Raw genomic sequence first — 20598 nt, 5'->3', positions numbered from 1 at the left:
ATGGCTTTAGAAACAGCTTATATACAAGATAAATTAATGCAGGCTTTCGGCAACAATGTGCTGAATTTCGAGATGAAACGTGATATTTTCACTTTCGAAGCCACGCCAAGCACTATCCACGAAGTGATTCGCTTTTTGAAAGAGCAAGAAGATTTAAACTTCCATTTCTTAACGGATTTAGCCGGAATTCATTTCCCGGACAATGATGATGAACACCAATTTGCGGTAGTTTATCAAATGCACAATTGGATTGAAAACATAAGAATTCGTGTAAAAACTTATTTGCCTGATGCGGCAGAAGTTGAAACCATAACCGATTTATTTCTGTGTGCCAATTGGATGGAAAGAGAAGCCTGGGATTTCTTCGGAATCAATTTCAAAGGACATCCGCAATTGAAACGCATTTTGAATATGGATGAAATGGTTTCTCATCCAATGCGAAAAGAATTCCCAATGGAAGACAGTGGAAGAACCGATAAAGACGACCGTTTCTTCGGAAGAACACCGGCAAATTTGTAATTACGTATTAAAAATTACGAATTACGAATTTTGAAAAACATTAATGATTAGTAAATTAAATAACAAGTCTAAGTTGAATTACACAGTACATTTAAAAGCAATTGTCTTTAATTCGTAATTCGTAATTCGTAATTGAAAATATGTCAGATTTATTATTATCACCAGAGCATCGATATGCTAAAGTTATAGAAAAGACCCGCAACGAAGACGGAAGCGAACTCTCTATACTAAACTTGGGACCAACACACCCGGCCACACACGGAATTTTCCAAAACATCTTATTAATGGATGGAGAAAGAATTCTGGATGCCGAGCCAACCGTTGGTTACATTCATAGAGCATTCGAAAAAATTGCAGAAAATCGTCCGTTTTACCAAATCAACGTTTTGACTGATCGTATGAACTATTGTTCATCGCCTATCAATAACATGGCTTGGTGGATGACTGTTGAGAAATTATTGAATATTGAAGTGCCGAAACGTGCCCAATATTTAAGAGTAATCGTGATGGAATTGGCCCGAATTACAGACCACTTGATTTGTAATTCGATTTTAGGGGTTGATACCGGAGCTTATACCGGTTTCCTTTACGTATTCCAATTCAGAGAAAAAGTATACGAGATTTACGAAGAAATTTGTGGCGCTCGTTTAACCACCAATATGGGAAGAATAGGCGGTTTCGAGAGAGAATGGTCTGATGAAGCCTTCAAAAAACTAAACACTTTCCTTGAAGATTTCCCGGTAGCCTGGAAAGAATTCGAAAACCTATTTGAAAGAAACCGAATCTTTATTGACAGAACTGTTGATGTTGGATCAATTACTGCCGAAAAAGCAATGGCTTACGGATTCACAGGGCCAAACTTACGTGCAGCCGGAATTGACTACGATGTTCGTAAAGCCGCACCATACTCTTCTTATGAAGATTTCGAATTTGATATTCCTGTTGGAAAATCAGGCGATACCTATGACCGCTTCTGTGTTCGTAATGCCGAAGTTTGGGAAAGTTTGAGCATCATCAAACAAGCTTTAGCGAAATTACCTGAAGGGCCAATTCACGCTGATGTTCCCGATTATTATTTACCGCCAAAAGAAGACGTTTACACCAACATGGAAAGCTTAATTTATCACTTCAAAATTGTGATGGGTGAAGTTCCGGTTCCGGTTGATGAAATCTATCATGCAGTGGAAGGCGGCAACGGAGAATTAGGTTTCTATTTAATTACCGATGGAAGTCGAACACCATACCGTTTAAAATTCAGAAGACCTTGTTACATCTATTACCAAGCTTATACTGAAATGATTAAAGGCGGAATGCTATCGGATGCCATCGTTATTTTATCAAGTTTAAATGTAATTGCCGGCGAATTAGACGCTTAAGAATTATGGAAAGATCACATATCAAACAAGAGATAAACATTACTGAACCCTTGATGGCTCGCATCAATGAGTTGATTAGTCATTATCCTGCCGATAAAAAGAAATCAGCGTTATTGCCGGTTTTGCACGAAGTTCAAGACGCTCACGACAATTGGTTGAGCATCGAATTGCAAAACAAAGTAGCCGAGATTTTAGAAATATTGCCTATCGAAGTATACGAAGTAGTGACTTTTTATACGATGTTCAACCAAAGACCTATTGGAAAGTACATGTTCGAATTCTGTCAAACCGCTGCCTGTTGTCAAAACGGTGTAGAAGATTTGATGGATTATACTTGCGAAAAATTGGGCGTAGGCATTGGCGAACCAACCGCTGATGGCATGTTTGAAGTACGCGGCGTAGAATGTTTAGGCGCTTGCGGTTATGCGCCAATGATGCAATTGGGCGATTTCTACCAAGAACATTTGACCAAAGAAAAAGTAGACCAGCTAATCGCTGATTGCAAAGACGGAAAAATCACTTTACACGATAAATAATATCATGGGAAGAAAAATATTATTAGACAAAATCAATGTTCCAGGCATCAAAACCTATGAAGTATATCGTCGTGAAGGCGGTTATGCTTCGGTGGAAAAAGCCCTAAAAAAAATGACGCCGGATGAAGTAGTCGAAGAAGTTAAAACTTCATGCTTACGCGGTCGAGGTGGCGCTGGTTTCCCGGCCGGAATGAAATGGAGTTTTATAGATAAAAAATCAGGCAATCCAAGACACTTGGTGTGCAACGCCGATGAATCTGAACCGGGAACTTTCAAAGACCGTTACTTAATGGAATACATTCCGCATCTTTTGATTGAAGGAATGATTACGTCGAGTTATGCTTTGGGTGCCAACCTATCCTACATCTACATTCGTGGCGAATACATGTGGGTGTATAAAATTTTAGAAAGAGCCATCGCCGAAGCAAAAGCGGCCGGTTGGTTAGGTAAAAATATATTAGGCTCAGGCTACGATTTGGAATTATACGTTCAAATCGGTGGCGGTGCTTACATCTGCGGTGAAGAAACTGCCTTAATCGAAAGTTTAGAAGGAAAACGTGGTAATCCTAGATTGAAACCACCATTTCCTGCTGTAAAAGGACTTTGGCAAAATCCAACTGTAGTCAATAACGTAGAAACGATTGCAGCTGTGCCATGGATTGTAAACAATTCAGGAGCAGATTATGCCGGAATCGGAATCGGGCGTTCAACGGGAACCAAATTAATCTCGGCTTCCGGAAACATCAAAAACCAAGGCGTTTACGAAATTGAATTAGGTGTTTCCGTTTACGAATTCATCAATTCTGATGAATATTGTGGGGGAATGCAAACCGACAGACCATTGAAAGCATTGGTACCCGGAGGTTCTTCGGTGCCGATTTTACCAGCGAATTTAATCTACAAAACCGCTGCAGGCGAAGACCGTTTAATGACATACGAAAGTTTGGCTGACGGTGGATTTGCCACAGGTTCTATGTTAGGTTCAGGTGGATTTATCGTTTATGATGACCGCGCTTGTATCGTTCGCAACACTTGGAATTTTTCTCGCTTCTACCACCATGAATCTTGCGGTCAATGTACGCCATGTCGCGAAGGAACGGGTTGGTTAGAAAAAGTATTGTGGAGAATCGAAAACGGACAAGGACGCGAAGAAGACATCGAATTGTTATGGAGCATCCAATCTAAAATCGAAGGAAACACGATTTGTCCACTAGGCGATGCGGCTTCATGGCCGGTTGCTGCGGCGATTCGTCATTTCAGAGACGAATTTGAATACCATATTCGTTTCCCTGAAAAAATTAAAAATAGAGATCACTTTGTGAATGAGCCTTTTGAAAAAGTAAAACATTTAGTGGCAAAACAAGAAGTTTAAAATAAATTAGGAGCGAATGGCTCGGGCATTTTTTGCCATCCATTTTCCCGCTTTCCGCGCTGCATGGCAGCCAGCTGCAATCGGGGCTAAAGAGCAATCTTTAGGAATAAAACAAATTAATAAAAACAAAAACTCCGTAGGAGTGAAATATTGGTATGAAAGTAACCATAGACGGTCAAGAAATTGAAGTAGCACCGGGAACAACCATCCTGCAAGCTGCTCGTATGATTGGTGGAGAATCTGTTCCGCCAGCCATGTGTTATTATTCGAAACTAGAAGGAACCGGCGGAAAATGTCGTTGTTGTTTGGTAGACGTTACTAAAGGTAGCGAAGCTGATCCAAGACCAATGCCAAAACTAGTTGCGTCATGCGTAACCGGTTGTCAAGACGGAATGGAAGTCGCCAGCAAAGGTTCAGACCGCGTTTTTGAAGCGCGCAAAGCCGTAACCGAATTCCTTTTAATCAATCACCCGCTCGATTGTCCGGTTTGTGACCAGGCAGGAGAATGTGATTTGCAGAATTTAAGCTTCGAACACGGAAAATTACAACAACGTTTTATAGAAGAGAAGAGAACTTTCGAACCGGAAGATATCGGTGACAAAATTCAATTGCACATGAACCGTTGTATCGTTTGCCAACGTTGTGTGGAAGTCGCCGATCAATTGACCGACAAAAGAGTTCACGGGGTTTTAAATCGTGGTGATCACTCTCAAATTTCGACTTGTGTTTCGGCAGCCATCGACAATGAATTCTCCGGAAATATGATTGATGTTTGTCCGGTTGGCGCTTTGACTGACAAGACATTCCGATTCAAATCAAGAGTTTGGTTCAACAAACCTTTCAACGCTCACAGAGAATGTACTACTCCGGGTTGTTGCGGAAAAACTACTTTATGGATGTTTGGTAACGAAATCCAAAGAGTAACCGCTCGCAAAGACGAATTCCACGAAGTAGAAGATTTTATCTGTAACACTTGTCGTTTCGACAAAAAAGAAGTGTCAGATTGGGTAATTGAAGGACCAAGAAAATTCGAGAAAGATTCAGTTATCAACCAAAATAACTATACTCGTAAAATGGAAAAAGTAGTGATCGAAACCGAAAAAGCCATCTTGCAAGGTAGAGACATCGACCGTAAAAAAATCAGCATGGCCGAGATTGATTACAACGAAAAAATAGATGGTAACCCAATAAATAGCAGTAAAAATGGATAGTGCCTTTATTATAGAAAAAAGTATCGTTATCGTTGTTGTTTTTGCAGTAACCATGATTATGGCGATGTATTCCACTTGGGCCGAACGTAAAGTAGCGGCTTATTTGCAAGACCGTGTCGGACCAAACCGCGCCGGTTGGGGAGGATTGTTACAACCTCTTGCTGATGGAATGAAATTATTCGCCAAAGAAGAATTTGAACCGAATACTAAAAATAAATTTTTATTCTTTGTTGGACCTGCCGTTGCCATGAGTGCCGCATTAATGACGAGTGCCGTAATTCCTTGGGGCGACAAATTAGAAGTTTTTGGAAGAACAGTTCAACTACAAGCAACCGATACCGATAGTGCTTTATTATACATTTTCGCCATAGTTTCCATCGGTGTTTATGGCATCATGATTGGTGGTTGGGCATCGAACAACAAATTCTCTTTAATGAGTGCGGTTCGTGCGGCTTCTCAAATGGTTTCTTACGAAATCGCCATGGGATTATCCATAATTGCCTTGTTAATGATGACCGGAACGTTGAGTTTAAAAGAAATCTCAATGCAACAACACGGATTCCATTGGAATGTATTCTATCAACCTTTGTCGTTCCTAATCTTTTTGATTTGTGCTTTTGCAGAAACCAACAGAACGCCTTTCGATTTAGCGGAATGTGAATCGGAATTAATTGGTGGTTATCACACCGAATATTCTTCGATGAAAATGGGATTCTATTTGTTTGCTGAATACGCTAACATGTTTATCTCGTCAACCATTATTGCCGTTTTATTCTTTGGTGGTTATAACTATCCCGGAATGGGTTGGGCAGTCGAAAATTGGGGCGTTAACATTGCCAACGTCATCGGAATTGCCGCTTTATTTGCCAAACTGTGTTTCTTCATCTTCTTCTTTATGTGGATCAGATGGACCATACCACGTTTCAGATACGATCAATTGATGCATTTAGGCTGGAAGATTTTAATCCCGCTTTCCATCTTCAATATTATAATAACAGGAATTTGCATTTTAGCTTTTAAATAAGAAAAGAAATTATGTCAACATCGATACAAAGTATATCATTATCAGGCCATAAAAAGCAGGTTTCCAACAAGGAAATGACCTTTTTAGAAAGACTATACCTGATTGCCATTTTCAAAGGCTTATGGATTACCATCCAACACTTTTTCAGAAAAAAAGCTACGATTCATTATCCGGAGCAAGTTCGAGAATTCAGTCCGGTTTATCGTGGCCAACACATGTTGAAACGCGATGAGTTAGGTCGTGAAAACTGTACAGCTTGCGGATTGTGTGCCTTGTCTTGTCCGGCAGAAGCCATCACTATGAAGGCCGAAGAGAGAAAAAAAGGAGAAGAACATTTGTACAGAGAAGAAAAATATGCTTCCATTTATGAAATCAATATGTTGCGTTGTATTTTCTGCGGATTGTGTGAAGAAGCTTGTCCGAAAGATGCTATTTACCTAACCATTTCTAAAGAATTGGTTCCTGCAAACTACGACCGTGAAGATTTTATTTTCGGAAAAGATAAATTGGTTATGCCTTTGGACATGGCCATGAAGAACGCTCAACTTAAAAACGCTAACTAATGTCGCCAATATTAATTACCTTCTATTTTTTAGCAGCCATTACTTTGGCTACGGCGTTTTTAACCATTTACAGTAAAAACCCAATACACAGTGCCATTTATTTAGTACTTTGCTTTTTCTCAATAGCCGGTCATTACCTGCTTTTCAACGCACAGTTTTTGGCCATTGTTCATATTATAGTTTATTCGGGTGCCATTGTGGTTCTGTTCCTTTTTACCATCATGTTGATGAATTTGAATAAGGAAGATGAAGTCCACAAACCTCGTATCACCAGACTTGGCGCTATCGTTGTTTTCATAATCACTAGTGTTGTTTTGGTGACTATTTTTATCAATTCAAAAACCATAATGGGTGAATATGATACAACCGGTGAAGATTTTCAATCGATTAAAAAATTAGGAACCATATTGTTGAACGAATACATGGTGCCTTTCGAATTTGCTTCAATTTTATTATTAACAGCAATGATTGGTGTGGTTTTATTGTCTAAAAAAGAAAAAACGGAGAAAAAATAATGAACAATATTTTAAATGAAATAGGGATTGAAAACTACATTTTCCTTTCGGTACTTTTATTTTGTATCGGTGTTTTCGGAGTGTTGTACCGCAGAAATGCCATCATCGTTTTCATGTCAATTGAAATCATGCTGAATGCGGTGAACTTATTGTTTGTAGCTTTTTCAACGTATCACCAAGACGCCGAAGGACAAATATTTGTATTTTTCTCGATGGCGGTTGCTGCAGCAGAAGTTGCCGTAGGATTGGCCATCTTAGTTGCGGTATTCCGTAACTTAGGCTCAATCGATATTGATAATTTAAAGAATTTAAAAGGATAACCCGGGATGGAAACAAATTTAGCTTTAGTATTACTCTTATCTCCATTTGTTGGATTTCTTTTCAATATTTTCTTTGGGAAAAAAGTAAGCCGAAATCTATCAGGCGCTATCGGAACATTAACTGTAGTAGTTTCGTTCTTATTAAGCATCTGCTTTTTTGCCCAATTGAACCAAAACGGAAAACCGTTCGAAATTTCGTTATTCGATTGGATTCAAGTGAGCAATTTCAAACTAGACTTCGGTATTTTATTAGACCAATTGTCGTTATTGTGGTTGTTATTCGTAACCGGAATTGGTTCGTTAATTCACTTATATTCTATCAGCTACATGCACGACGATGAGAATATGCATAAGTTCTTTGCGTATTTGAATTTGTTCGTCTTCTTCATGATTACGTTAGTAGTGGGAAGCAACTTATTAGTGATGTTCATTGGTTGGGAAGGCGTTGGATTGTGTTCGTATTTGTTGATTGGTTTCTGGTATAAAAACCAACCTTATAACGATGCAGCCAAAAAAGCGTTTATCATGAACAGAATCGGAGATTTAGGCTTTTTAATCGGAATGTTTATTATTGCCGCTTTGTTCTCTACTTTAAACTACGCCGAATTAAGAACTGCACTTTCAGCCGGAAATGCAAATTCTGCAATGCTTGGTGTAGCGGCTTTGTGCTTATTCATCGGAGCTTGTGGAAAATCAGCACAGTTGCCTTTATACACTTGGTTACCCGATGCGATGGCTGGTCCAACACCGGTTTCTGCGTTAATTCACGCCGCGACCATGGTAACCGCCGGTATTTTTATGGTTACGAGAATGAATTTCTTATTCGATTTAACACCGGATATTCAACAAATCATAGCCATTGTTGGTGCTGCCACTGCTTTAGTAGCCGCTTCCATTGGTTTATTGCAAAACGATATCAAGAAAGTATTGGCTTACTCAACCGTTTCCCAATTGGGATTAATGTTCTTAGCTTTAGGTTTAGGAGCATACACCGTTGCGGTATTCCACGTAATCACACATGCATTCTTTAAAGCTTGTTTGTTCCTAGGTTCCGGTTCAGTAATCCACGGATTGCATGGCGAACAAGACATGCGAAAAATGGGTGGTTTGCGCAAAGCGATGCCAATCACTTTCTGGACTATGATGATATCTACCTTAGCAATTGCCGGTATTTTCCCGTTCGCAGGTTTCTGGTCAAAAGACGAAATCTTAATGGTCGCTTTTGAACACAATAAAGTATTATGGGTTGTCGCTTCGATTGCTTCGATAATGACCGCTTTTTATATGTTCCGATTGATGTATTTGACCTTTTTTAAAGAATTCAGAGGCACAGAAGAACAAAAACACCACTTACACGAAAGCCCTAGTTTAATCACCATTCCATTGATAATCTTAGCTATTTTAGCCGTAATTGGTGGCGCGATTAACTTACCGGGCAGTATGTGGTTGAACCATTTCCTAGAACCGGTTTTAGCCGCTAAGCACGAAGCTCATCATTTAGGCACGCAAGAGTTTGTTTTGATGGGAATCGCATTAGCCGGTGCCATCGTTGGAATAATTTGGGCGAATGCCAAATACATCAAAGGCGGTTTTGTTCCAAAACAAGATGCAGACATCACCGGATTTTCTAAAACAATTTACAATAAATATTATGTAGACGAGTTTTATACCTTCTTGATTGTGAAACCTATCAACGGATTAGCTAATTTCTTCCGTACGACATTGGAACCGGCTTTAGGTAAAGTGGTTTACAGTTTCGGAAGTTTGGCTAACGGCTTGGGTACACAAGGGAAAAAATTACACAACGGAAATATCGGTTTATACCTTTTTGCCTTTGTAATTGGGGTTTGTGCCATCATAACTTATTTATTTATTACAACTAAAACAGTTCAATAATTTTACACAATGGATGTAACTACGCTATTATTATTACTTCTTGTTGGTGCTATCGCCACGTTTTTTGCAGGAGATAAATTGGCTTCCAAAATTGCGCTGGTATTCAGCTTGGCAGCCTTAGGTTTGTCATTGTATTTGCTAAACTTATTGAACCAAGGTGCTGATATCGGTTTCACCGGAAGTTGGATTGCCAACCCAAAAGTAGCCTTAGCTTTCAAAGCCGACGGTTTATCCATGGCGATGGTTTTATTGACTACAGCTTTAACACCGTTGATTATTTTATCATCATTCGGAAATAGCTTTACAAACGCTAAAAACTTCTACGCTTTAGTATTGTTCATGTCATTTGCCATGGTGGGAACATTCTTGGCTGCTGACGGATTATTATACTACATCTTCTGGGAATTGGCTTTAATTCCGATTTACTTCATCGCTTTAATTTGGGGTAACGGCGATGCCGAAGAACGCAAAAAAGCGGTGGTGAAATTCTTCATCTACACTTTAGGAGGTTCGTTATTTATGCTAATCGCTTTTGCTTATTTGTATTCAAAAGCCGGAAGCTTCCTTTTAGAAGATTTATACCAATTAGACTTAACCGCTACAGAAGAATGTTGGATTTTCTTCGCTTTCTTCTTGGCTTATGCGATTAAAATTCCAATCATTCCTTTCCATACTTGGCAAGCAAAAGTATACCAAAAAGCACCAACCGTTGGAACGATGCTTTTATCGGGTATCATGTTAAAAATGGGATTGTACAGCGTTATCCGTTGGCAATTGCCTATCGCGCCAAATGCAGCTAAAGAATACATGCCAATCTTAATCGGGTTGAGTATAGCCGGAGTAATTTACGGTTCAATAGTGGCTTTACGCCAAAAAGATTTGAAAAAATTATTGGCTTACTCATCATTAGCACACGTTGGTTTAATCGCCGCCGGTTGTTATACTTTAACGCTTGACGGATTAAGCGGTGCGGTTTCGCAAATGATTGCCCACGGTTTTGTTATCGTTGGATTATTCTTTGCGGCTGAAGTGATTTTCAGAAGATATGAAACGAGAACTATTGCTGATTTAGGTGGTATCAGAAGTCAAACGCCAAAGTTTACTTCGATGTTTATGATTTTGGTATTAGCTTCTGTGGCTTTACCGGGAACCTTTAACTTTGTGGGAGAGTTTACGGTATTGTACAGTTTGAGCCAAGTGAATATTTGGTTCGCCGTTTTAGGTGGAACGACGATTATTTTAGGGGCTTACTATATGTTGAAAATGTTCCAAGACGTTATGCTAGGAGAAACCAATACGAAAGTATTTGCAGACGTAACCACCAGCGAAGCGATTACCTTTGTAGTAATCATTGCGTTTTTACTGTTCTTCGGTTTGTATCCAAAACCAATTGTAGATCTGGTAACGCCAAGTTTAAACGAAATTTTAGAAGTAATCAATAAATAATAAAATGCAAGTATTAATAACAATAGTATCATTAGGAGTTTTTTGTCTGTTGGCAGAAATTTTCAATTTTAGAAAACTACTGGTTCCAGTTACTGTAATAGGTTTACTTGCCATTTTAGGTATATCCTTAAATCTTTGGGCGATTGACCCAAGCATTGATTCCAACTATGCAAGTATGATTGCTGTAGATAAATTCTCGAACGCTTTTTCTTCTTTATTCATTTTACTTACGATATTCTTAGTCGCCTTAAGTGGTGATTTCTATAAAGAACACCAAACCAAAATATCCGACTTTATTGCCATCAAAGTATTCCTTTTGGCCGGAGCAGTTGCTATGGTTTCTTTTGCCAATTTATCCATGTTCTTTTTAGGAATTGAAGTATTATCAATCGCTTTATACGTTTTAGCCGCGAGCCGAAGATTGGACGTAAAAAGTAACGAAGCCGGAATGAAATACTTCCTGATGGGATCGTTTGCTTCAGGGATTATTTTATTCGGAATTTGTTTGATTTATGGCGCGACAGGCTATTTCGACTTAGCAGCCATCAAAGATTTATCTTCAGGAGCCGGTTTACCGATTTGGTTCCCAATAGGCATCACTTTAATGATCATCGGAATGCTGTTCAAAATCGCAGCTGCACCTTTCCATTTTTGGGCACCGGATGTTTACGAAGGTTCGCCATCGATGACAACAGCAACCATGAGTACGTTAGCGAAAGTAGTCGCTATGGCTGCTTTATACAAAATATTAAGTAGCATGACTTCCTCATTAACCCCAACTTTCGAAATGGTGATTGTTGTCGTTTCTATATTATCAATGACCATCGGAAATATCATGGCGTTGCGTCAGGACAATGTAAAACGTATGTTGGCGTTCTCCGGAATTTCTCACGCCGGATTTATGTTAATGGCGATTTTAAGTTTATCCACTGCGGCAAGTACTTTATTTTATTACACTGCCGCTTATGCTTTAGCGGGAATTGCTTCTTTTGCCGTAATCATTTATGTAACGCGCAACAAAGACAATGAAGCTACGGCCAACTTCAACGGTTTAGGCAAAACCAATCCGTTAATGGCAGCCATTTTAACAGCTTCACTTTTATCGATGGCAGGAATTCCAATATTCTCAGGATTCTTTGCCAAGTTTATGTTGTTCAGCGATACCATTAAATCAGGTTATTTATTCTTAGTGATTGTTGGGGTAATCAACTCGATTATCAGTGTAGGTTATTATTTCAAACTGATTTTGGCGATGTACACTAAAGAAACTACCGAAGAAAAACAATCGGTTCCTTTTGTTTATTACTTCGTAGCAGTTGCAGCGATTTTACTCAATATTGCCATGGGACTTTATCCATCATTTGTAACCAATTTATTGAACTAAAAAACACTTCTTACTTCATTATACTAAAAACCATCAAGAGTAATTTTGATGGTTTTTTTGTGGATCGTTGTCTTTAATAAAATCCTATATTTGGATAGCAAAAAGAAATTAAACATGGAAAACTCGAGTGTAACAACGGTTCTCAGAAAATTGCCTTACGACATTATCACTTTCTTTATATTTTGTCTTGCCATTTCCACTTTCAGTTTTTATTTGGATCTAGATATTAATAAAGAATTAAGAACTTCTTTAATTCCTTACACTGGTTGGGGTTTTGGCAGAGGTTATTTGTCCGCCTCGTTTTTCATATTAATTGGTTTACTTTCGTTCAAAAGTTCGGAAAACAGAACGCTTCAAATACTACGGATTTTTATTATCCTCTTAATGTCAATCAATGTTTATAACGGTGTACAAGATTGGCTGCAAATCACTCCCGAAGATTACACCAATCCCAATCCGTATTTGCGCTATGATACTTTAACACCCGTTTATACAATTGCCACTCCGTTATTTTGGACACTTCTTATGACAGTAACACTAGTTTGGAACTACTTCAAAAACAAAAAGAGAAACAAACCAAAACCTGATACAATCTCTTAAAATATAAAACCATCATGATTGATTTTGATGGTTTTTGTTATCAACAATTGGTAAAATTAACTTTTGTTCCGGTACAAAATCCTTAATTTTATACGATGTATGCTTTAGTCGATTGCAATAACTTTTACGCTTCGTGCGAACGTGTTTTTCAGCCAAAATTGGTTGGAAAACCGATTGTTATTTTGTCCAATAACGACGGTTGCATTATCTCGCGAAGTGATGAAGCCAAAGCACTCGGCATTCCCATGGGTGCGCCCGAATTCAAAGTACGCCAAGAGCTCCAAGCCAAAAACATTCAGGTCTTTTCTTCCAATTATCCTTTGTATGGTGATTTGAGTAATCGCGTGATGAAAATACTCGAAGGCTTTACACCACATGTAGAACCGTACAGCATCGACGAAGCCTTTATGAATTTTGAAGGTGTAAAAATAGCCAACTTCCACGAGTATGGACTGCAAATGAAAAGCCGCATTATGAAATGGCTAAGCATTCCGGTATCCGTGGGTTTTGCGGAAACCAAAGCACTTTCAAAAGTCGCCAATAAAATCGCCCGTAAGTTTCCCGAAAGAACCCAAGGCGTCTATGTAATCGATTCAGAAGAAAAGCGCAACAAAGCCTTAAAATGGACCAAGATTGAAGACGTTTGGGGTATTGGATTTCGCCTGACTAAAAAAATGAAAGCGAAAAACATCAATACCGCTTATGATTTCACTTTGCCACACAACGAAGCTTTTATCCAATCAACCATGGGCGTTATAGGCTTGCGATTGAAATATGAATTAGAAGGTAAGTCGGTCTTAGAAATGGACTTACCCAAAGACAAAAAAACCATCGCCATCACCCGAAGTTTTGCCGGCAACATTACCACTTTAGACGAAATGAAAGAACGCGTTTCAACCTTCGCTACCGTTTGTGCCGAAAAGCTACGCAAACAAAAATCTTGTTGTCATGGCGTCATTTTGTATTTAAGAAAAGACAAATACAAAACCGATCGACAACGTTACAATTTTTATAAGATGGAAACCTTGCCTTTTGCCAGTAATTCTTCTATCACCATTAGTAACTTGGCGGTAAAAATGCTGAAAGAAGTCTTTGAAGAAGGTGAAATCTATAAAAAAGCCGGCGTCATCGTGACTGAAATTATACCCGAAAACCAAAAGCAGTTCCACCTTTTTGAAGAAGAAAATCCAAAGCATTTAAAACTCATGAAAGTGATGGATGATTATTATAAAAAAACCGGAGAACGCAAAATACGATTGGGCAACCAAGATTTGCAACGCACTTGGAAAATGAAACAAGACCATTTGTCTAATAAATACACCACCGATTTCTCTCAAATCTTAAAAATTAAATGTCAATAAAAAGCAACCTCTCCTTTTTTAAACCCGATTTCGAAAACTCGAGAACACTTCCCTATTTTGAAGGCGGCATCAAAGCAGGTTTTCCTTCACCGGCAGCCGATTTTGAAGGAAGCCAAATCAGTTTAGACAAAGTATTGGTCAAAAATTTCGAGGCTACTTTCTATGCCAAAGCCGATGGCCATTCAATGATTGGCGCCGGCATAGACGATGGCGACATTATGGTCATTGATCGAAGTCTGGAACCCACAAATGGTAAAATTGCGGTTTGCCTGACTGACGGAGATTTTACTGTAAAACGCATCAAAGTCGAAAAAGATGCTGTCTATCTCATGCCGGAAAATGATTCTTTTCAACCGATAAAAATATCTGAAGACAACAAATTGATTATTTGGGGCATTGTAACTTATGTAATAAAAAGTGTATAGTCAACCTGGGTAAGACTACAAAAATGCAATCATTTTAACAACTCATCATCGCTACTCATTAGGAAAATATAGCCAATCAATTGAATCGATTGTGATAAGTTCCTATCTATAATAACGTATTTTCTTGTGTAATCCTTCCAAAAAACACAACGAAAACGTTTGAAACAACTTAACATTACTACAACATTTAGCAAAATCCTTCGAAAAAAGGCAAACCAATGATGAAACAAAACAAATTATAGGGAGTGCATTAAGATAAAAATTAAGAATTGTATAGTTTTTATATCATATAATGTAAATATGTGTAAAAAAACATACGGTATTTTTATAATCTACAAATTTTACAAATTATGAAACGAATAGTACAATACTTTTTCAGAAAAACACCAATTATCCTTTTGTGGGCAATTGTAGGAATCCATAATTTAAGTGCTCAAAATTTATTAACCAATGGCGATTTTGAAGCTGGTGGAAGTGGTAATGGTTTTTTAGTGCATGATTATACTTTGATTAATCCGCTTAACGGAATCAGTAATCCGGGTTTTTATGGCAGAACTACTAACCCAACCATAATGAATACCAATTATATTTCGGGTGGAGACCACACATCGGGCTCGGGTAACATGCTGGTTATCGATGGGGCAACACTTGCCAACAGATTTTTCTGGACTACCGGAAATACCGGCGGTGCTATTGGTGGATTTACGGCCGGAACAACCTATACTTTCAGTTTTTGGATTAAATCCGTTTCCAATGCAGTAACTTCAGACGATACTACCAGAGCGAGTATCGGTGTCTTTTTTGTTAATGCCAATAATGTCAATCCAACAAATTTAAACACGCTTGCTCCTTTACCATCAGAAGGCTGGCAACGAATATCTTATTCTTTTGTGGCTACAGCCAACAATGTAATGGTGCGTTTAAAAACCAATACCATCGGGACTATAGGTCACGATTTCGCTGTAGATGATTTTTCTATTACTGAAGGAGGTCTTCCTTTTGTAGGTTCTTATTCTTTTGTCAATCCAACTTGTCCTAATACGACAGATGGCAGTATCACAGTCAACATAACCGGTGGTACTTTTCCATATAGCACTTTTAATTTAACCGGTACAGCAACCCTTTCTAACAATAACGGAATCTTTACCGGTTTAGGCGAAGGAACTTATTCGGTGACCGTTTCTGATTCTAATGGACAACAGTATACGCAAACTGATATTGTATTGGCAGCGCCCAATAATTTACAATTGAGCAGCCCGGTAACCATTTGTTCCGGAGAATCAACTACTTTATCAGCAACCGGAGGAACAGGCTCTTATACTTGGTCGGCTAATCCTGCGGATGCTTCTATCACTAACCCAAATAGTGCCACACAAAACGTTAGTCCGACAGTAACTACAACTTACACGGTTACCTCTGGCTCACTTTCTAATCCCGTGAATTTAATTCAAAATGGAGACTTTACACAAGGCAATACCCTTTTCATAACAGAGTATGCCCAAGTAGATGACCCGAATCCGTTTGGAGTTCAATCGTCATACAATATTGTCACCAATCCTAATGCTTGGTTTGCCCCATTTGCTTCCTGTGGTGATCACACTACCGGTAGTGGAAATTTAATGGTGTTTGACGGATCAACAGACCCAACAGGAAACATCATAGCATGGGGTAATGAAAATCCGGTTGCAATTGCTACCAACACCAATTACACTTTCTCTTACTATGTAGCATCAGTTGCGCCTCAAAATTTAGCCCAATTGGAAGTTACCATTAACGGCATATCGCTGGGAGCACCTGTCACTGCACCTGGTTCAACCTGCTTATGGACACTAGTATCATACAACTGGAATTCCGGTGCCAATACCACTGCAACCATCCGCATCTATAATAGAAATTTTATCGACTTTGGAAATGATTTTGCTTTAGATGACATCTCTTTAAGAGAAACTGTAACCTGTCAGTATGAAAAAACAGTAACTGTAACCGTTAACCCGGCCAACACACCTTCTTTTAATGCGGTAGCTCCTATTTGCTCAGGTGGAACTTTGAATGCATTGCCTACAACTTCTATCAACGGTTATACAGGAACTTGGTCGCCGGTTTTGAATAATACCGCTACAACCACTTATACATTTGAGCCAACCGCAGGGCAACAATGTGTGACCAATGCAAATCTTACCATTACAGTAAACCCTAACTTAACACCGAGTTTTGCCGCAGTTAATCCAATTTGTTTTGGAACTACTTTATCCGCATTGCCTACAACTTCTACCAACGGCGTTACCGGATCTTGGCTGCCTGCTTTGAACAATACGGCTACTACAACTTATACCTTTTCGCCAACAGCCGGACAATGTGCATCGGCTACAAATCTTTCCATAGAAGTTAAGCCTTTACCGGAATTTACCATAGCTGAAGGTTGTAATGGCGTAAGTTATACTTTAACTGCAGTTGATACCAACCCTGCCAATTCAACTTATGCATGGTTTGATCCTTCAAACACTCCAATAGGAAATGAATTGTCTGTGGTTATCGCTACTCCGGGTGTTTATGAGTTGGCAGTAACCCAAAATGGTTGTACTGCTGAAGAAACCATTAATGTCCTTTCACCAACTTGCGGCATCCAAAAAGGAATCTCTGCCAACAATGATGGTTTAAATGACAGCTTTGATTTGGCAGGCTATAACGTGAAACAACTAAAAATCTTCAACCGATATGGCGTTGCGGTTTACTCTAAATCCAATTACGAAAACGAATGGTTTGGTCAATCTGATGGTGGTGATAAATTGCCGGATGGTACTTACTATTACGTAATTGATTTCAATGATCTCAAAACCAAAACCGGCTGGATTTATATCAACAGAGTACAATAATTAAACTTCCTTTTTGCCCTAATCTGATGTTTAACAATAAATCGATGGTTTATAATTTATAAATCTTCAAGGTTGCTATTTTCCACATAAATGAATTACCCAAAAAAAATATTGCTCTTTTTACTTTTGCTGCTATCCTCTCACAGTTATTCTCAATTGGGATTCTGTGGCGGAAGTAAAGGCGACCCTATTTTTACTGAAAATTTCGGGAATGGCACCAACTACGGACCGGCTTTACCTGCCGGAACAACCAATTATACTTTTGTAACCGGAAATCCAAACGACGGAAGCTATACCCTTTATTACAGAACAAATTTATACAGCACTTGGCATTACTCCTTAGACCATACACCCGATGCCACTAACGGCACTAATGGAAAGTCTTTAATTGTAAACGCCAACGCAAGTACTTCGGGCGATTTTTATAAAAGAACCGTAACCGGATTGTGTGTTAATACCACTTTTGAATTTTCTGCTTGGGTAATGAATGTTTACAATCCCGGCTCAGGATTTTGTGGCGCCGGTGAAATACCCATCAATGTCAGATTCGAAATTTGGAATGACACCGAAACCACTCTTTTAGGCTCCGGAAACACAGGAAATATCATGGGAACCTTTGCGCCAACTTGGCAACAATTTGCTCTGGTATTTACTACCGGAAATGAAACCTCTGTAGTACTGAAAATGAAAAACAACGGCTTAGGCGGTTGCGGCAATGACTTAGCCATAGACGACATCGAATTTAGATCTTGTGGTGATTTAACCACCGTGACAAGCCCATCGGTAACAGGAAATAGTTTTGTTACCTGTCAAAGTCCGGTTTCACTTGTACTTCAAGCCAACACTACCGGAACTTCTCCTTACTTTTACCAATGGCAAACCAGTACCAACGGCTTCACATGGGTAGATATTCCCGGAGCTACTCACGCCAGCTATACGACACCTAATTTGACTTCGCTAACCTATTACAGAACCAAAGTAGCACAAGATATTGCCAATTTAAGCAACCCTTTTTGTTCAACCTTGTCAAACAGCTTTACCATTTCTTTTTTACCACCGCCTACAAACAGTGTCAGCAATGGAAACCAAACCATTTGTAGCAACCAACCTATTCCAACCCTAAGCGTTACGGCAAGTCCGGGAACCGGAATCAACTGGTACGATGCGGCAACCGGTGGTAACTTATTGTTGTCAAACTCAACTTCTTTTACCCCAACAACCGCCGGAACGTACTACGCCGAAACGTATGATTTAACCTCAAATTGTCTCAATAGTTCCAGAGTTCCTGTTAGTCTAACTATAGTCAGTCAACCCACAGCAACCCTTTCAGGAACTACTTCTATATGTACCGGAAATACCGCTACTATTACCTTCAACGGAACACCAAATGCTATGGTAACTTATAATATTGACGGTGGTGCAAATCAAACAACCACTTTAAACGCAAGCGGCTCAGCTTCCGTTACCACACCAGTTTTAACTTCCAACAGCACCTACAATTTAGTGTCAGTAACCTTAAACACTTGTACGGCCAACTTAAATGGCTCGGCGGTGATTACGGTGTTTTCTACACCAACAGCCTCTGTTTCAGGCACAACTTCGGTTTGTTCCGGGGCTAATGCACCTCTTACATTCATCGGAACACCAAACGCCACTGTGACTTACACCGTCAATAGCGGTGTCAATCAAACAATAACTCTAGATGCCAACGGCAATGGTTCAGCAGTAGTTTCAAATGTAACCTCAAACACCATTATTACACTCATCAGCATTACTTCAGCCGGTGCCAATAGTTGCGTCCAACCCTTATCACAATCTTTTACTATAACTGTAGTCGCCTTACCAACAGCAACCATCAGTGTGAGTCCATCAACCATTTGCGCCAACCAAACCAGTACGCTAAGTTTTACCGGCACACCAAATGCTATCATTACTTATAACGCAAACGGAGGAACCAATCAAACCATAACACTAAACGCTTCAGGACAAGCTTCTTTAGTTACCCCAAGCATTGCCTCAAACACTACTTTTCAATTGGTAAGCGCCGCGCTTTCGGAAGTTTCAAGCTGTAGCCAATCAATCTCAGGCAGTGCTTCGGTTTCGTTAAATCCAACGCCTGTAGCCGGTTTCAACGGAGATTTAAATTATTGTTCCAATGAAACTACGGCCATCAACCTAACGGCTGATATCGTCGGAACCACCTTCTCATGGACCGTTACCCAAAACGGCACTACAGGAGCAACAACCGGAACAGGAGATCAGATTGTACAAACCATAACCAATAACAATACTACTAACGGAGCCGTTACTTATGTTGTTACTCCTTCTTACAATGGCTGTGCAGGTCTTCCGATAACTATTAATATCACCATTCATCCGATACCAAATCCATCCATTACTGATGGTGCTATCTGTTTGAGTAGCGCAAGTGCTCCGACGTCACAATTTCATACTTTAGTTACCAACCTACCTGCAGCCAATCACAGTTTCGTTTGGTATTATGGCAGCGCAGTTATCCCAAATGCCAATAACAATGCATACAATGCTTACCAGGTTGGAACTTATAGTGTTATCGCAACCAATACCTTAACCGGTTGTGTTTCCGGTTTGGTTTCTGCTGTAGTAAGCGAGTCCATTCGCGGTGAAAGCCTGATCATCAATCAATCGGAAACTTTTAGCGATAATCCCCGAATTACTGTAACGGTTGTTGGTGGAGACGGTCCGTTTTTATACCAATTAGACAATGGTCCGTTTCAGTCTTCGAACGTCTTTGCTCCCGTTTCACCGGGAACGCATACCATTACCGTGGTAGATGAAACCTATTGTACTTATTTAACCTCAACCGTAACCATCATCAACTATCCGCATTATTTTACGCCTAATGGTGACGGCTATCATGACCATTGGAACATAAAAGGAGTCAATGCCAATGCCCGTATAGTAATTTATGACCGCTACGGAAAAATCATCAAGCAAACCAGCCCCGGCGCCGGTGGTTGGGACGGAACCTATAATGGCCGCCTGATGTTCTCCGATGATTATTGGTTCACCATTGATTATATAGAAAATGGCGTTGAAAAAACTTTCAGAGCACATTTCACCCTAAAAAGATAACCACTTAAACACACACTAACCATGAAACAAAACCAACCAAGCACAATAGGACAAACAAAATTT

The 20598-nt window shown here is 39.4% G+C and carries 17 protein-coding genes; all 17 read left to right on the top strand.

Going from position 1 to position 20598, the window contains the following annotated elements; genetic code table 11:
• The 17 genes from ACK4R1_RS03075 (at position 1) to ACK4R1_RS02995 (ending at position 20535) form a co-directional block, all read left to right on the top strand.
• On the top strand, positions 1 to 519 hold the full coding sequence (locus tag ACK4R1_RS03075; protein WP_409683482.1) for an NADH-quinone oxidoreductase subunit C: 519 nt from the start codon (positions 1 to 3) through the stop codon (positions 517 to 519).
• Positions 520 to 659: 140 nt separating this feature from the next.
• The gene (gene nuoD, locus ACK4R1_RS03070) at positions 660 to 1895 is read left to right on the top strand and encodes an NADH dehydrogenase (quinone) subunit D (protein WP_409683480.1); all 1236 of its coding nucleotides are present in this window, start codon (positions 660 to 662) and stop codon (positions 1893 to 1895) included.
• Positions 1896 to 1900: 5 nt separating this feature from the next.
• Complete coding sequence (locus tag ACK4R1_RS03065) at positions 1901 to 2431, top strand: complex I 24 kDa subunit family protein (protein ID WP_409683477.1); 531 nt, start codon at positions 1901 to 1903, stop codon at positions 2429 to 2431.
• Between the two features lie 4 nt (positions 2432 to 2435).
• Positions 2436 to 3803, top strand: a complete 1368-nt coding sequence (gene nuoF / locus ACK4R1_RS03060) for an NADH-quinone oxidoreductase subunit NuoF (RefSeq protein WP_409683474.1) — start codon at positions 2436 to 2438, stop codon at positions 3801 to 3803.
• Positions 3804 to 3958: 155 nt separating this feature from the next.
• Entirely contained in the window at positions 3959 to 5014 is a 1056-nt protein-coding gene (locus ACK4R1_RS03055) for a 2Fe-2S iron-sulfur cluster-binding protein (RefSeq protein ID WP_409683472.1), read from the top strand.
• The gene (nuoH, locus tag ACK4R1_RS03050; RefSeq protein ID WP_409683469.1) at positions 5007 to 6038 is read left to right on the top strand and encodes an NADH-quinone oxidoreductase subunit NuoH; all 1032 of its coding nucleotides are present in this window, start codon (positions 5007 to 5009) and stop codon (positions 6036 to 6038) included. Before ACK4R1_RS03055 ends, nuoH begins: the two co-directional genes overlap by 8 nt.
• A gap of 11 nt (positions 6039 to 6049) precedes the next feature.
• A complete protein-coding gene (locus ACK4R1_RS03045; RefSeq protein ID WP_409683466.1) occupies positions 6050 to 6601 on the top strand; it encodes a NuoI/complex I 23 kDa subunit family protein in 552 nt (183 codons plus the stop codon).
• Positions 6601 to 7116, top strand: coding sequence for an NADH-quinone oxidoreductase subunit J (locus ACK4R1_RS03040; protein ID WP_409683464.1), 516 nt, complete (start codon positions 6601 to 6603; stop codon positions 7114 to 7116). The genes ACK4R1_RS03045 and ACK4R1_RS03040 overlap by 1 nt, the downstream gene beginning before the upstream one ends.
• Positions 7116 to 7436, top strand: a complete 321-nt coding sequence (gene nuoK, locus ACK4R1_RS03035; protein ID WP_409683461.1) for an NADH-quinone oxidoreductase subunit NuoK — start codon at positions 7116 to 7118, stop codon at positions 7434 to 7436. The genes ACK4R1_RS03040 and nuoK overlap by 1 nt, the downstream gene beginning before the upstream one ends.
• Before the next feature lie 6 nt (positions 7437 to 7442).
• Positions 7443 to 9332, top strand: a complete 1890-nt coding sequence (gene nuoL, locus ACK4R1_RS03030; protein ID WP_409683458.1) for an NADH-quinone oxidoreductase subunit L — start codon at positions 7443 to 7445, stop codon at positions 9330 to 9332.
• Positions 9333 to 9341: 9 nt separating this feature from the next.
• Positions 9342 to 10778: a NuoM family protein gene (locus ACK4R1_RS03025; RefSeq protein WP_409683455.1), complete on the top strand. Its 1437-nt coding sequence runs from the start codon at positions 9342 to 9344 to the stop codon at positions 10776 to 10778.
• 4 nt (positions 10779 to 10782) lie between these two features.
• Complete coding sequence (locus ACK4R1_RS03020; protein WP_409683453.1) at positions 10783 to 12162, top strand: NADH-quinone oxidoreductase subunit N; 1380 nt, start codon at positions 10783 to 10785, stop codon at positions 12160 to 12162.
• Positions 12163 to 12276: 114 nt separating this feature from the next.
• The gene (locus ACK4R1_RS03015; RefSeq protein WP_409683450.1) at positions 12277 to 12762 is read left to right on the top strand and encodes a hypothetical protein; all 486 of its coding nucleotides are present in this window, start codon (positions 12277 to 12279) and stop codon (positions 12760 to 12762) included.
• A 95-nt stretch (positions 12763 to 12857) separates the two neighbouring features.
• Positions 12858 to 14123 (top strand): Y-family DNA polymerase, encoded by a 1266-nt coding sequence (locus ACK4R1_RS03010; RefSeq protein WP_409683447.1) that lies wholly within the window; start codon positions 12858 to 12860, stop codon positions 14121 to 14123.
• Positions 14114 to 14548 (top strand): LexA family protein, encoded by a 435-nt coding sequence (locus ACK4R1_RS03005; protein WP_409683444.1) that lies wholly within the window; start codon positions 14114 to 14116, stop codon positions 14546 to 14548. The genes ACK4R1_RS03010 and ACK4R1_RS03005 overlap by 10 nt, the downstream gene beginning before the upstream one ends.
• Positions 14549 to 14898: 350 nt before the next feature.
• Positions 14899 to 17421, top strand: coding sequence for a gliding motility-associated C-terminal domain-containing protein (locus tag ACK4R1_RS03000; protein WP_409683441.1), 2523 nt, complete (start codon positions 14899 to 14901; stop codon positions 17419 to 17421).
• A 90-nt stretch (positions 17422 to 17511) separates the two neighbouring features.
• The gene (locus ACK4R1_RS02995; RefSeq protein ID WP_409683439.1) at positions 17512 to 20535 is read left to right on the top strand and encodes a T9SS type B sorting domain-containing protein; all 3024 of its coding nucleotides are present in this window, start codon (positions 17512 to 17514) and stop codon (positions 20533 to 20535) included.
• Positions 20536 to 20598 lie beyond the last annotated feature (63 nt).

The organism is Flavobacterium sp. (assembly GCF_046293665.1).
Classification (GTDB): Bacteria; Bacteroidota; Bacteroidia; order Flavobacteriales; family Flavobacteriaceae; genus Flavobacterium.
The sequence above is the reverse complement of the archived record's forward strand: the minus strand, read 5'-3'. Positions and strand labels throughout refer to the sequence as shown.

Bases quoted from the DNA above. Each gene is read 5' to 3' on its own strand.
- ACK4R1_RS03075 (WP_409683482.1), top strand. From the start codon at position 1: ATGGCTTTAGAAACAGCTTATATACAAGATAAATTAATGCAGGCTTTC.
- nuoD (WP_409683480.1), top strand. From the start codon at position 660: ATGTCAGATTTATTATTATCACCAGAGCATCGATATGCTAAAGTTATA.
- ACK4R1_RS03065 (WP_409683477.1), top strand. From the start codon at position 1,901: ATGGAAAGATCACATATCAAACAAGAGATAAACATTACTGAACCCTTG.
- nuoF (WP_409683474.1), top strand. From the start codon at position 2,436: ATGGGAAGAAAAATATTATTAGACAAAATCAATGTTCCAGGCATCAAA.
- ACK4R1_RS03055 (WP_409683472.1), top strand. From the start codon at position 3,959: ATGAAAGTAACCATAGACGGTCAAGAAATTGAAGTAGCACCGGGAACA.
- nuoH (WP_409683469.1), top strand. From the start codon at position 5,007: ATGGATAGTGCCTTTATTATAGAAAAAAGTATCGTTATCGTTGTTGTT.
- ACK4R1_RS03045 (WP_409683466.1), top strand. From the start codon at position 6,050: ATGTCAACATCGATACAAAGTATATCATTATCAGGCCATAAAAAGCAG.
- ACK4R1_RS03040 (WP_409683464.1), top strand. From the start codon at position 6,601: ATGTCGCCAATATTAATTACCTTCTATTTTTTAGCAGCCATTACTTTG.
- nuoK (WP_409683461.1), top strand. From the start codon at position 7,116: ATGAACAATATTTTAAATGAAATAGGGATTGAAAACTACATTTTCCTT.
- nuoL (WP_409683458.1), top strand. From the start codon at position 7,443: ATGGAAACAAATTTAGCTTTAGTATTACTCTTATCTCCATTTGTTGGA.
- ACK4R1_RS03025 (WP_409683455.1), top strand. From the start codon at position 9,342: ATGGATGTAACTACGCTATTATTATTACTTCTTGTTGGTGCTATCGCC.
- ACK4R1_RS03020 (WP_409683453.1), top strand. From the start codon at position 10,783: ATGCAAGTATTAATAACAATAGTATCATTAGGAGTTTTTTGTCTGTTG.
- ACK4R1_RS03015 (WP_409683450.1), top strand. From the start codon at position 12,277: ATGGAAAACTCGAGTGTAACAACGGTTCTCAGAAAATTGCCTTACGAC.
- ACK4R1_RS03010 (WP_409683447.1), top strand. From the start codon at position 12,858: ATGTATGCTTTAGTCGATTGCAATAACTTTTACGCTTCGTGCGAACGT.
- ACK4R1_RS03005 (WP_409683444.1), top strand. From the start codon at position 14,114: ATGTCAATAAAAAGCAACCTCTCCTTTTTTAAACCCGATTTCGAAAAC.
- ACK4R1_RS03000 (WP_409683441.1), top strand. From the start codon at position 14,899: ATGAAACGAATAGTACAATACTTTTTCAGAAAAACACCAATTATCCTT.
- ACK4R1_RS02995 (WP_409683439.1), top strand. From the start codon at position 17,512: ATGAATTACCCAAAAAAAATATTGCTCTTTTTACTTTTGCTGCTATCC.